This window comes from Lysinibacillus sp. 10T31 (genome assembly GCF_056394365.1).
Genome location: NZ_JBFTHS010000022.1, coordinates 76,225 through 89,607 on the forward strand (window position 1 = coordinate 76,225; position 13,383 = coordinate 89,607).

At 40.1% G+C, this 13,383-nt stretch carries 10 protein-coding genes; 8 read left to right on the forward strand and 2 right to left on the reverse strand.

Features of this window, described 5'->3' with window-relative positions; genetic code table 11:
* Positions 1-162: 162 nt before the first annotated feature.
* Positions 163-1,083, forward strand: coding sequence for a ferrochelatase (gene hemH / locus AC1DCY_RS14615; RefSeq protein WP_477351221.1), 921 nt, complete (start codon positions 163-165; stop codon positions 1,081-1,083).
* Positions 1,084-1,097: 14 nt separating this feature from the next.
* Positions 1,098-2,531 (forward strand): protoporphyrinogen oxidase, encoded by a 1,434-nt coding sequence (gene hemY / locus AC1DCY_RS14620; protein ID WP_477351237.1) that lies wholly within the window; start codon positions 1,098-1,100, stop codon positions 2,529-2,531.
* Between the two features lie 138 nt (positions 2,532-2,669).
* Here the strand turns inward: hemY and AC1DCY_RS14625 are convergent, their stop codons facing one another.
* Both AC1DCY_RS14625 and AC1DCY_RS14630 read right to left on the reverse strand, forming a co-directional pair.
* A complete protein-coding gene (locus tag AC1DCY_RS14625; RefSeq protein ID WP_477351222.1) occupies positions 2,670-5,201 on the reverse strand; it encodes a beta strand repeat-containing protein in 2,532 nt (843 codons plus the stop codon).
* Positions 5,202-5,387: 186 nt separating this feature from the next.
* Positions 5,388-6,473 carry a glycosyltransferase family 2 protein gene (locus AC1DCY_RS14630; RefSeq protein WP_477351224.1) on the reverse strand — a complete coding sequence of 362 codons (1,086 nt, stop codon included), beginning with the start codon at positions 6,471-6,473 and terminating at the stop codon, positions 5,388-5,390.
* A gap of 193 nt (positions 6,474-6,666) precedes the next feature.
* On the opposite strand from AC1DCY_RS14630, the gene AC1DCY_RS14635 reads away from it, so the two are divergent.
* The 6 genes from AC1DCY_RS14635 (at position 6,667) to AC1DCY_RS14660 (ending at position 13,225) form a co-directional block, all read left to right on the forward strand.
* Positions 6,667-7,632 carry a YncE family protein gene (locus tag AC1DCY_RS14635; RefSeq protein ID WP_477351226.1) on the forward strand — a complete coding sequence of 322 codons (966 nt, stop codon included), beginning with the start codon at positions 6,667-6,669 and terminating at the stop codon, positions 7,630-7,632.
* Positions 7,629-8,312 (forward strand): response regulator transcription factor, encoded by a 684-nt coding sequence (locus AC1DCY_RS14640; protein ID WP_477351228.1) that lies wholly within the window; start codon positions 7,629-7,631, stop codon positions 8,310-8,312. Before AC1DCY_RS14635 ends, AC1DCY_RS14640 begins: the two co-directional genes overlap by 4 nt.
* Positions 8,309-9,697 (forward strand): sensor histidine kinase, encoded by a 1,389-nt coding sequence (locus tag AC1DCY_RS14645; protein WP_477351229.1) that lies wholly within the window; start codon positions 8,309-8,311, stop codon positions 9,695-9,697. The genes AC1DCY_RS14640 and AC1DCY_RS14645 overlap by 4 nt, the downstream gene beginning before the upstream one ends.
* Positions 9,698-9,700: 3 nt before the next feature.
* Positions 9,701-10,225 carry a FixH family protein gene (locus AC1DCY_RS14650; protein WP_477351231.1) on the forward strand — a complete coding sequence of 175 codons (525 nt, stop codon included), beginning with the start codon at positions 9,701-9,703 and terminating at the stop codon, positions 10,223-10,225.
* Between the two features lie 122 nt (positions 10,226-10,347).
* Positions 10,348-10,920, forward strand: a complete 573-nt coding sequence (locus AC1DCY_RS14655; protein ID WP_134024435.1) for a TetR/AcrR family transcriptional regulator — start codon at positions 10,348-10,350, stop codon at positions 10,918-10,920.
* A gap of 115 nt (positions 10,921-11,035) precedes the next feature.
* Complete coding sequence (locus AC1DCY_RS14660) at positions 11,036-13,225, forward strand: YhgE/Pip family protein (RefSeq protein WP_477351234.1); 2,190 nt, start codon at positions 11,036-11,038, stop codon at positions 13,223-13,225.
* Positions 13,226-13,383: the final 158 nt, after the last annotated feature.

The following is a 13,383-nucleotide window of genomic DNA, read 5'->3' on the forward strand; positions in this document are numbered from 1 at the left end:
ATGTAAACAAGGTATTAACTCTCATATTTCTTTTCTATGAAATGATATCTCGATTTCATCGTAGAAAGGGTGCTGTCCAACCAAATGAATTGGACAGCTTCTTTTTGTCAAATACTATACGATTAAAGATATATTTAACTATTATTTAGAGGTGAAAAGGTAATGAAAGAAGTTAAAGGCTTATTAGTCATGGCATACGGAACACCCTATAAAGAAGAAGACATCGAACCTTACTATACGCATATTCGTCACGGTCGCAAACCATCAGAAGAGCATTTAGAAGATCTACGCGGTCGTTATGAGGCAATCGGTGGTTTATCGCCACTTGCTGCTGCTACAAAAGCGCAGGCTGAGGCTTTATGTGCACGCTTAAATGAAGTGCAAGATAATGTGGAATACAAATTATTTATTGGTTTAAAGCATATTCACCCATTCATTGAAGATGCTGTAGAAGGAATGGTAGCAGAAGGTATTAAAGAAGCGGTTTCTATCGTGTTAGCTCCTCACTTCTCAACGTTCTCTATTAAATCATATAATGGTCGTGCAACAGAAGCGGCTGGAGATCGATTAACAATTACTTCTGTAGAATCTTGGTATGATGAACCAAAATTCATTGAGTATTGGAAAATGAAAGTGAATGAAACGTTTGATGCAATGTCTGATGAAGAACGTGAAAAAGCGTGTTTAATCGTGTCTGCACATTCACTTCCAGAAAAAATTAAAGAACTAGGCGATCCATATGAAGATCAATTAATTGAGACGGCTCAACTAATTAAAGAAGCAACAGGTGTAAACAATGTAGAAGTTGGCTGGCAATCAGCAGGGCAAACACCTGAGCCATGGATCGGTCCAGATGTTCAGGACTTAACGCGTGAACTTTACGAGCAAAAGGGCTTCCGTTCATTCGTTTATACACCAGTTGGCTTTGTAACAGAACATTTAGAAGTTTTATATGACAACGATTATGAATGTAAAGTTGTTTGTGATGAACTTGGCGCGAAATATTATCGTCCAGCAATGCCAAATACACACCCGTTATTTATTGATGCAATGGTTGATGCCATTCATAAAAAATTAAGCTAAGCGAAAAGAAAGTGATGATGTTGGTGACTCAGAAAAGACGAAAGGTAGTTGTTGTAGGCGGTGGCATTACTGGCCTCACAGCTGCGTTCTATTTGCAAAAAGAAGCAATCGCAAAAGAATTGCCGTTAGATATCGTACTTGTCGAGTCGTCATTACGTCTTGGCGGAAAAATACAAACACTGAGAAAAGATGGCTTTATTATCGAGCGCGGTCCAGAATCCTTTTTTGACCGTGAGAACTATGTATATGCTTTGGCAAAGGATTTAGGCATTGAACAGGAAATGATTACAAGCAACACAGGACCTACCTACGTTGCCGTTGGTAGTCAATTGTATCCAATCCCGAGCAATCTTTTGTCTGGAGCAACACCACATGTCTCGTCATTTATTACATCAGGTTTGTTTTCACTTAGCGGGAAAGTTCGTGCGGCGGGGGATTTTTTCATCCCTCGTTCTGCACAGAATGATGACCAACCATTAGGGCAATTTTTTAGAAGAAGATTCGGTGCTGAAATTGTAGAAAATCTAGTAGAACCATTACTTGCAGGAACATTTGCTGGTGATATTGAGCAGTTAAGCATGCGTTCTACATTCCCGCAGCTCTATGGATTAGAGCAAAAATATCGTAGCCTACTTATTGGTATGAAAAAGTCTGGTGCGAATTTTTTAAGTAACAAACTCAATACGAAAGATAAGGGGATTTTTCAAACATTTAATAATGGTCTTGAGACACTTATCGAAAAACTTGAAGAATCACTACTTCCTGGGACAGTTATGAAGGGTGTTAAAGTTGAGGAAATTGAGCATGGCAAGGATGGGACTGTCCAAGTTGTGTTAAACAATTTTACACAATTAAAAGCAGATGCTGTTATTATTGCTACACCATTTAATGTGGCAAGAAAAATGTTCAGTAAACACCAATTATTAAATGAATTAAGTACGATGAAGGCAGCAACTATTGCTACTGTGACAATGGCATTTAAAAAAGATCAGTTAGGTGATCTAGATGCATTATCATTTTTTGTCTCCCGAAATAGTGATTTTTCTATAACTTCTTGTACTTGGATTAACCGCAAGTGGCCTGGCACAACACCGGATGATTACGTGCTGTTACGTAGTTATATTGGCCGAGTGGGCGACGAGGCAATTGTAGCGTTATCTGATACAGAAATTGAAAAGACTGTATTACAGGATTTAATGAAAACAATTGGTGTAAATGGAGAACCGTTAATGACTGTAGTTTCCCGCTGGAAAAATGCTATGCCACAGTATACGGTTGGACATGAAGCAAAGGTTGAGCGTTCAAAACAAGAATTACGTGAACATTTTCCGACTGTTAAGCTTTCGGGGAGTTCCTTCGAAGGAATATCAATACCTGAGTGCGTTGAACAAGGTAAAAATGTTGCTGAAGAAATGTTGAAGGAAATGTTTGGATACTTTAAGGAATAAATGGTTATCAGTAAGTAGTGCAAACTTGAAGATCAATGTTTGTACTACTTTTTTTATTTGAAATTAGTTAGATCAAAGTACGTCTCGAATAAAAAACTGGGAAAGTAAGCTTCTACTTTCCCAGTAAAGATCTTAATACTATGAAATTCGGTGACATGACCATACAATACCGCCAGAGTTAGCTCCTCCAAGAGTAAGCCCTATCGTTAAACCGTTAGCATTGTAGAATAAATCAATGGTATCACCTGCATTTAAATCGACTTCTCCAGCCAATGTTACTGTCCCATTACCAAGGACAGCGCGTAAAGTCAATACGGCAATAACATTTACATTTAATAAAGGGAATAGCCCGCTTATTAAATTTGTTGTAGCGTTTTGGCGAATAGCAAATGATGGATTGATGCCAGCCCCTAAGGTTACAGTAATTGCTGCAGTCGTTGAGTAGTTGATTGTAGCTTCAAAAGCGTACCTTCCAGTTGTTGGAACAGTGAAAATTCCGGTCGTTGGATTGAAAGCTGGTGTTGTGAAATATGGAGCTGCAACACTCCAGTTAGTAATTGTAGTAGAAGCGCTTACTGTTAAAGCATTAGCAAATGCTGAGAAACCTTCTGTAAATGCTGGTCCGGTAGAGCCAGTAGCGCCAGTAGTTCCAGTAGAACCGGTAGAGCCAGTAGAGCCAGTAGAGCCAGTAGCCCCGGTAGCGCCAGTAACCCCAGTAGAGCCAGTAGCCCCGGTAGCGCCAGTAACCCCAGTAGAGCCGGTAGCCCCGGTAGCGCCAGTAACCCCAGTAACACCAGTAGAGCCGGTAGCGCCAGTAGCGCCAGTAGCCCCGGTAGCGCCAGTAACCCCAGTAGAGCCGGTAACCCCGGTAGCGCCAGTAACCCCAGTAGATCCGGTAGCCCCGGTAGCTCCCGTAGAACCAGTAGATCCGGTAGCCCCGGTAGCGCCAGTAGAGCCGGTAGCGCCAGTAACCCCAGCAGAGCCGGTAGCCCCGGTAACCCCAGTAGAGCCAGTAGCCCCGGTAGCGCCAGTAACCCCAGTAGAGCCAGTAGCCCCGGTAGCGCCAGTGTCACCAGTAACGCCAGTAGATCCGGTAGCCCCAGTAGTTCCGGTAGCCCCAGTAACCCCAGTAACCCCAGTAACCCCAGTAACGCCGGTAGAGCCAGTAGCACCCGTAGCGCCAGTGTCACCAGTTACACCAGTAGAGCCAGTAGCCCCAGTGTCACCAGTAACGCCGGTAGAACCAGTAAAGCCAGTAACACCGGTAGCGCCAGTAGCGCCAGTAGCCCCGGTAGCTCCCGTAGAACCAGTAGAACCAGTAGAACCAGTAGAACCAGTAGAACCAGTAGAACCAGTAGAACCAGTAGAACCAGTAGAACCAGTAGAACCAGTAGAGCCAGTAAAACCGGTAGCCCCAGTGTCACCAGTAACGCCGGTAGAGCCAGTAGCTCCCGTAGAACCGGTAGAGCCAGTAACCCCAGTAGAGCCAGTAGCTCCCGTAGAACCGGTAGAGCCAGTAACCCCAGTAGAGCCAGTAGAACCAGTAGAACCAGTAGAACCAGTAGAACCGGTAGAACCGGTAGCCCCAGTGTCACCAGTAACGCCAGTAGAGCCAGTCGCACCAGTAGCTCCAGTGTCACCAGTTACACCAGTAGAGCCAGTAGCCCCAGTAGCCCCAGTGTCACCAGTAACGCCAGTAGAGCCAGTAGCTCCCGTAGAACCAGTAACGCCAGTCGCACCAGTCACACCAGTTACACCAGTAGAGCCGGTAGAGCCAGTAACCCCAGTAACCCCAGTAACCCCAGTGTCACCAGTAACGCCAGTAGAGCCAGTAAAACCAGTAGCCCCAGTGTCACCGGTAACGCCAGTAGAGCCAGTCGTACCCGTAGCCCCAGTGTCACCGGTAACGCCAGTAGAGCCAGTCGTACCCGTAGCCCCAGTAGTTCCGGTAGCCCCAGTAGCCCCAGTAACGCCGGTAGAGCCAGTCGCACCCGTAGAACCAGTAACCCCAGTAGCCCCGGTAGCTCCCGTAGCCCCAGTAGAGCCAGTAACCCCAGTAGCCCCAGTGTCACCAGTAGAGCCAGTAGCTCCAGTAGAACCGGTAACGCCAGTCGCACCAGTCGCACCAGTCGCACCAGTCGCACCAGTTACACCAGTAGAGCCGGTAGAGCCAGTAGCCCCAGTAGAGCCAGTCGCACCAGTGTCACCAGTAACGCCAGTAGAACCGGTAGAGCCAGTAGCTCCCGTAGAACCGGTAGCCCCAGTGTCACCAGTAACGCCGGTAGCACCAGTAGCCCCGGTAGAGCCAGTCGTACCAGTAGCTCCAGTAGAGCCAGTAACACCAGTAGAGCCAGTCGTACCAGTAACTCCAGTAACGCCGGTAGAGCCAGTAGCTCCCGTAGAACCAGTAACGCCAGTAGCCCCGGTAGCTCCAGTCGCGCCAGTAGGACCGCGTTCCCCAGTAGAGCCAGTAACGCCAGTAGGACCGCGTTCGCCAGTAGCCCCAGTCACACCGGTAGCTCCAGTAGCCCCAGTAGCTCCAGTAGGACCAGTTTTTCCAGTAGGTTTAACAGGCCAAATGGGACAGCCTTGAGCAGGACAAGAATTACAACAACATGGGAATGTATTACATTTACTGCAAACTCTCTCCTTAAATTTTCCGAAATGCATTGTTTCACCTCCTCTCTCAAATATCGTATTCATAGAGGGAAAAGGTGAAATGGTCAGTCAACTACTTGGTTATTCTAAAAAATCGATAGCGATAAAAGTATTTTTATTCAATGTATAGTTAAAACCTATTACTAGAATTTAAAAATTACACCAATGTACTAACTAACCCATTAATATAGAGGGAAATTAAGATTTTTCATTACCCTTATTTAAAATACGATCAAAATATGTTTTATTGTGCAGTATTTTTTCATCATTTGGTAAAAAGGATCTGGCTAATTCATTATGTGCGTTGGCAGTTTCATATTGTTGTAACCGATCAAAGAGGACACAAAGTTGTAAGTGGGGCAACCATGTCGTAAAGGTTTTATTTTGAAAAGGGGCGTTAGGATTTTGCTTGATAACAAGCGCTTGTTCATACCAAAATATTGCTTCATAGTTTTTGACTTGTTCCATAAAATGAAAACCAAGTCTACAACACGCTTCTGGACGTGGAATATCATATTCAAAGCTTCTTAAAATGGAACTCAAATTATTTTCTGTATCATTTAAATGAGAATAACAATCTGCTAATTTGAAGCAGGCTCGAATATTATCTTCTATCCAGCCTAATTTAGAAGTTAAAAACGTTTCATAGTAAAATATTGCATCCTCAAATTGTCCATGATCTAGTAATTCGTTTGCGTAATAAAATGTATCTCGTGGAGAGAGTGCTTCTCCTGATTCAACTAATTGTTTATAGATGGTAATATTTCGCGTATGATCATGACTAAGTGGTAAATGGCTGACAGCGATATTACTATCCAATAGCTTTCCACCTACTTCTAAATATTCGTGTACGGCACCTATCCATTGGAATTGTTTATCTCTTCTTACTAAGCGATATCTCCTTAATAGAGAACTTACATTTCCTTCATTATCAAAGTTTAAATTATAATTCATCGATACGGCATCTATATCAAGGGTTAAGGATTCTTTTAGTGCTTTGAATTTTTCTTGATCCGCCTCTAATAATACATCGTCTGCATCTAGCCATAAAATGTACTCCTTTGTTGCTTGTTGGAATGAAAAATTTCTTGCCGCTGCAAAATGATGAATCCACTCAAAATCAAAAATCCGATCTGTAAACTGTTTTACAATTTGCTTCGTATTGTCGGTAGAGCCTGTATCGATGATATTTATCTCATCGACTAAGTCTTTTACAGATGCTAGACATCTACCGATGACATCTTCTTCATTTTTCACAATCATACATAAGCTGATTGACACCATAAAGTTGATTCCTCCTTACCATAATCTATGTAGTATATGTGCTACTATAATTTTGGGTTGGATAAATGCTCGTAGATGTAGCATTACATAATAATAACTGTGAATTTTGCTTGTTTTCTTTGTCATAAATTTACCTCTCAAGTTTCACGTGAATTTCACAATTGTGAAGTATAGTTAAGAAACAGAGGTGATGATGTTGAAAAAATGGGCATTCTTCATTTTTTCTTTAGTACTGCTTGTATTGCTAGTAGGGTGTACGGAGGAATCGTTTGAGCCTATTGAACGCGATCAGAACTTTATTGCGTCCCTAAATATACAAGAACCTTCACTAGATTTTATAGATGAACAAGGTAATGGGATAGCAACATGGTTATTAGATAAAGCTTACTCAGGGGCAATACTCCTCGGAGATGATCGTGTGTTATTGTATGGTCATCAATTAAAAGAAATTGACGTCTATACATTATCAACCGGAAAGAAGCTCTATTCTAAAAAAGTACAGCTTGGTTCAACGAATGCGTATTATGCTGAAAATAGAAAACAGTTTTTTATTACGAATAGCAAAACGAATACAGTGACAAGCTTTGATGAAGAGGGCAACGAACTGGCAACACAGAAGCTTGGTAATTATCCTATGTCAATGGCAGCCTATAAAGATAAGCTATATGTGATTAATTATAAAGATACTAAATTATCGGTGTTAAATATTGAGAATCTAGAAATTGAACAAGAGTGGCCGATTCAAAAATCATCACATGGAATAGCAATTCTTGAAGAAAAAAATGAACTATGGATTGGTGGCCATGGAGAAGGAAGTAAACCGAATAACTCTGTTAAAAAATATGATCTTATAACAGGTGTCAAACATGGGGAGATAGAAATGCCTTTAATGCCTGTTGGATTAACCAAAACAAAGGATGCTGTCCTCGTTGTTAGTCATGGCCGTAATAAATTATATGTTGCCGACTTTGATGGAAATGTGAAATGGCAGCAAGAGGTAGGAGCTAATCCATTTGTCGTAAATCAGTTTAAAGATTATATTGTTGTCGCTGGCTATGATGACCATACTTTGTATTTCATAAAAGAAGGTCAGGTGAAAAAAACAGTTGATGTGGGGAAAGGTGCATTTCAATTGTTAGTGAGGGAGGAAGAAATGTGACAACTGTATTAATTGTTGATGATGAGCAAGATATGCGTAATTTAATAGAAATGATGCTCCATAATGCAAAATTTGAGACCGTAACAGCAGCAAGTGGTACAGAAGCCTACGATATTATTGTACGCGAAAAAATTGACTTAGTTCTACTTGATGTGATGATGCCGCATGAAGATGGCTTTGCGGTATGTCAAAGTATACGTGCGATGTCGAATATACCAATTATTTTCCTGACAGCACGTGATGCAAATGAGGATAAAGTTAAAGGCTTAACAATTGGCGGAGATGATTATATTGTAAAACCCTTTACAAATGATGAATTAGTTGCGCGAATCCATGCTGTGCTAAGAAGAAGTGGTACTAATATTGAAGACGTGCAGCAAAAATATGTGATATTAGGACCTATTAAAATAGATGAGATTGCACGAAAGGTATCTGTAGATGGAAAGAGTGTTCCGCTTACTTTAAAGGAATTTGAACTATTACATTTATTTATGAATAATCCTGGAAATGCTTATACAAGGGAGCAATTACTAGAACGCATTTGGGATATTGATTATGTAGGGGGAACAAGAACCGTTGACACTCATATAAAAACTTTACGTCTAAAGCTTGGAAAGGAAGCAGCGGGGCACATTCAAACCGTCTGGGGAGTGGGCTATCGCTTTGATCCTGGCGAATGAAAAAGATTTCAACACGTATTTGGTTTTTAATCTTTGCATTTTTGATCATTACCGTTGTCTTTATGTATGTCCTGACTGATTATTTATATGAACGACTTTATGTAGAAGACACGGAAGAGATGATGGTAGAAGTAGGGACAAAGCTACAAACGATGTATACCGGTAGTAAGGTGACGGATGAATTTATTGCAGATATTGAACATTATGCTAATTATTCGAATTTGAATATTTTTGCAGTAAGAAATCCACGAGAACTAAGTGCCTGCGTACCGTTTGATATTGATTTCGAAACATTAATAGGACCAGAAGAGCGACAGCAATTACTTGCAGGTGAATATGTACAAAAAATTGGGTATGAACCTCGATTTGATAGACAGCTAATTTCTGTGGTACTTCCGCTAGTAGATCAAAATAGGCTTGAAGGGATTATTTATATTTACTTCCCTCTAGCAAAAATTAGTGAGTTAGCGAATAATGAAGTCATTTTCTTATTTGTTAGTGCCTTTATATTTTTAATTGTCATCAGCTATTTAATTTATAAAGGAATTCGACATATTATGCGACCATTAAGTAATTTACAAAGAGCTGTTGAGCAAATGTCACACGGAAACTATGGAACACGTGTGCCAGTTCGTTCAAAAGATGAAATCGGAAGGCTATCGAGCACCTTTAATCAAATGGCAGAGGCGATCCAGCAAGAGGATGAGGCTCAAAAAACGTTTTTAGCGACAGTTTCACATGAGCTACGGACACCTATTAGTTATGTAAAAGGGTATAGTGAAGCAATGCAGAATGGCATTATTCCAGAACATCAAAAAGAGGAAACGATCCAGCTCATTGTACGTGAGGCAAATCGTATGGAACGTTTAACGAATGAATTGCTTCAACTTGCTCGTATGGAAAATGAACAAGCAGAAATTACTTTATATCCAATTCCTCTTGCCGAAACATTACGTGAGGTTCAAAAAATATTAACTCATCAGGCAGAGAAGAAGAGCATTGCACTCCAATTGGATGCAGATGATGCATTAATCATCAAAGCTGATGAAGTAAAGCTGAAACAAATTTTTATTAATATAATTGAAAATGCCATTAATTACTCGTATGAACAGTCAAAAGTTGAAATTACTGCTTTTGAGGATAATGCTAATGCACAAATTATCATTAAGGATTATGGAATGGGTATTCCACAAGAGGATTTATCGCATGTAACTGAGCGCTTTTATCGTGTTAACAAAGCGCGGAGCCGAGCAGATGGTGGCAGTGGGCTAGGCTTGTCAATTGTTGAACAATTGTTGAAGCAGTTAAATGGCAAGATTGAGATTGAAAGTGAAGTTGAAAAAGGCACAGTTGTAAAAATTACATTGCCGTTAATGGAGGAATAAAACATGAAGAAATGGTTATTGGCATTAGTTGCAGTACCTGCATTATTAGTAGGTTGCGGAGAAAAGAAAGAGCAAGCAGCTTTACCAGAGCCTGAGGTAGCTCAAATACCAGAAGTTGAAATTTTAACACCGAAAGAAGTAGCGATCAATGAAACGATTGATCTTGCTGCGCAGGTTGAACAAGGTGGCGAAAAAGTTGATAATGCAGTTGTACAATTTGAGGTATGGGAATCTGGTAAACGTGATCAAGGGCAAATGATTGACGGTAAATTAGAGAAAGATGGCGTTTATAAAGCGACGACTACATTTGACCACGATGGGGTATATTATATGTATGCTCATACAACTGCTAATGGTGTTCATAATATGCCGAAGCAACAAGTTACTGCTGGTAGCCCTGATATGACGAAAGTTTTACCAGAGGATGAAAAAGCAAATAACAACAGCATGGATCATAACATGATGAATCACGATAATGATACTTCTGAGCATAGTGATCACGAAAAAAGTGAAAAAAATCACAAATAAATGCTTGCATTATTTTTAAAATAGGAATATGATAATGACCAGATGACCGAAACGGTTTTCTGGTCATTATCGTTTTCGTGTACAAAGGCATGTACATAACATAACAGGAAAGGATGTTACTAATGGATCGTAGGCAGGAAATTCTTGAAGCAGCTGCAAAATCCTTTACATTGTTTGGTTACAAGGCAACAACAATGGAGCAAGTGGCTAAAATCGCCAACGTCGGTAAAGGGACGATTTACACATTCTTTGCAAATAAAGAAATTTTATTTCAAGAGATAGCTATGTCACTTGTACGAGAGATGCAAGCAGAAGCAGATGCAGTGTTGGATGCATCCGCTAGCTTTATGGACAATGCGCATAATGCTTTAATGAAAATGCTACAGTTCCGTGAAAAACATCTTTTATTTGCGAAGTTATTAGAGGAAGAAAAGGAGCTACGAACGCCAGCAGTTAAACAAGTTTTAGTTCGCATTGAAAATGAAGTTTTATCCTTCGTTACTGAATTAATTCAAAGACGTATCGATAAAGGCGAAATTAGAGATTGTGATGCAGAATTAGTAAGCTTTCTGTTGTTAAAGGCGTATCTAGCATTTGTCGTTGATTGGCATGAGCTACATGGCGACATTATTCCTGAAGAAAAGATCTTAAATCTTTTCAAGGAAACAATCTTCCGTGGACTAATTCTAACTTGATTCGACTGAGCTAAAAGATGAATCAACGACAGTCTAGGGAAGATTTAGATTTTTTTTTGAATAAAAGTGACCGACTGACGTTTTCGGTCAAATATTATAGGAGTGAAGAAAACTTATGATTAAAGCTGAGTGGCTGAAAATCTTTAAAACAAGAAAAATGCTTGTTTCAATAATTGCTGTATTATTTATCCCGGTCATGTACGCAGGTATGTTTTTATGGGCGTTCTGGGATCCGTATGCAGGCCTGCCGAATTTACCAGTAGCAGTTGTCAACCAAGATAAAGGCGCTGAAATGGAAGGCGTTAAATTAGATGTAGGGAAAGACTTGGTTAAAAATCTTGTCGAGAGTAAGGAATTTAAATTCGTTGAAGTATCCAAAGAAGAAGCTGAAAAAGGCCTAAATGGTCGAGATTATTATATGACTCTAGAAATTCCAACAAATTTCTCTGAGCATGCGACTACGTTATTAGATGACAAACCTTCGAAATTAGTCATGAATTATATTCCGAATGAAGGATTAAACTTCCTGAGTGCACAAATTGGTGAATCAGCAATGGAAAAAATACGTGCGGAAGTGAATAAACAAGTTTCTGCTACTTATGCTGAAAAATTATTTGATTCTATTACAACACTTGGAGATGGCTTTACAGAGGCTGCAGATGGCTCAAGTAAGCTAGATGAAGGTGCTAAAACTTTAGCCAATGGTGCAAAAGATTTAAAAGGTTATCTTGAGCAACTAGCATCAAGTACAGTGGAATTGTCAAATGGTGCAGATAAAATTACTAAAGGTGCTGGTGACGCTGCAAAAGGTGCAAATGACTTAACTACTGGCTTAGTAAAATTACAAGACGGTACCGGACAGTTACAAACAGGTGCACAGCAAGCATCATCTGGAGCATCATCTCTTTCACAAGGTGTATCACAATATACACAGGGTGTAGCGCAAGTTCAAGCAGGTTTAGCTACGATTAGCGATAAACAACAACAAATTAGTTCAGGCGCAGCTTCAATTGCTGAAAATGCGGGCGCATTAAATGGTGCAGCTAGCCAATTAACAGCGGGTTCTGCAAAAGTAGAAGCAGGTATCACTGCTTTATCTAATCAATTAGAAGGCATGATGGCTTCATTGCCTGAAGAGCAAGCGGCAGTATTAAAACAAACATTAGGAGAGCTACAAGCAGGAAGTGCAAGCGTGCATAATGGCTTAGGTTCTTTAACTGCTGGTACAGAAAAATTACAAGCTGGTGCTAATCAAGTAAGTTCTGGTGCATCACAAATTGCAGCAGGTCAATCACAAGTGTTAGCAGGTGCTAATGAGTTAACATCAAAAAGTGGTGCATTAATCGAAGGAGCAAAAGGTCTTCAAGCTGGTAATGCAACACTTGCTCAAAAATTAGGTGAATTAAATGCTGGTGTTAAGACAGCCGTAACAGGTTCTAAAACATTGGCTTCAGGTTTAAATGAGCTAGCAAGTGGTTCAACAACATTGAATCAAGGTACATCAACACTTGCCTCTAAATCAGGTGAATTAGCAGAAGGTTCTGCAACGCTTGCTGATGGTACTACTGAACTTGTAGATGGTACATCAACTTTAACTGGCAAACTAGGTGAAGCAAGTGATAAAGCGAAAGAAGTTCATGCAAGTAAAGACACATATGATATGGTAGGTAGCCCAGTTGAGGTTGATAAAGAATCTGTTAACCATGTACCTAACTACGGAACAGGTTTCTCACCATACTTTATTTCTCTTGGCTTATTCGTGGGTGCATTATTAATCTCTATCGTTTTCCCACTAGTGGAACCAGCGATCCGTCCAAAAAATGGAGCAACTTGGTTTACAAGTAAAGTCTCAGTATTAGCAATAGTGGGCTTAATTCAAACTATATTAACAGTGGTTATTGTAAAATGGGGCTTAGGCCTTGAAGTACACAGTTTTGGATACTTCTTCTTAACAGCATTATTAACAAGCTATGTATTCTTAGCTTTAATCCAAATGTTAGTATCTATTTTCGGTGATCCAGGACGCTTTATGGCGATTGTTGTATTAATTTTACAACTTACAACAAGTGCGGGTACATTCCCACTTGAGTTAATCCCAGAACCATTACAAGTATTTAATAAACTATTACCAATGACATATACTGTTTCAGCATTTAAAGCAAGTATCTCAACTGGTGATACATCATTCTTAATGCAAAACTACGGAGTTCTATTAGGCTTCCTAGTAGTATTCTTAGTTATTACTTTCGGTTATTTCATGCTACTACACACAAAACGTTACTCAAAAGTAGCCGAAGAAAACTAAAAATAGGAATTTTTACACCCACCAATTGATATGCTCCCCTTTAGGTAGACAGATTAAAAAATAAAAATCTGTTTATCTAGGGGGGCATTTTTTTATGGCTCGAAGTAACCACTCAAAAGATGAAAAATTAGCAGTTCTAAGACTTCTTTACAAAGGAC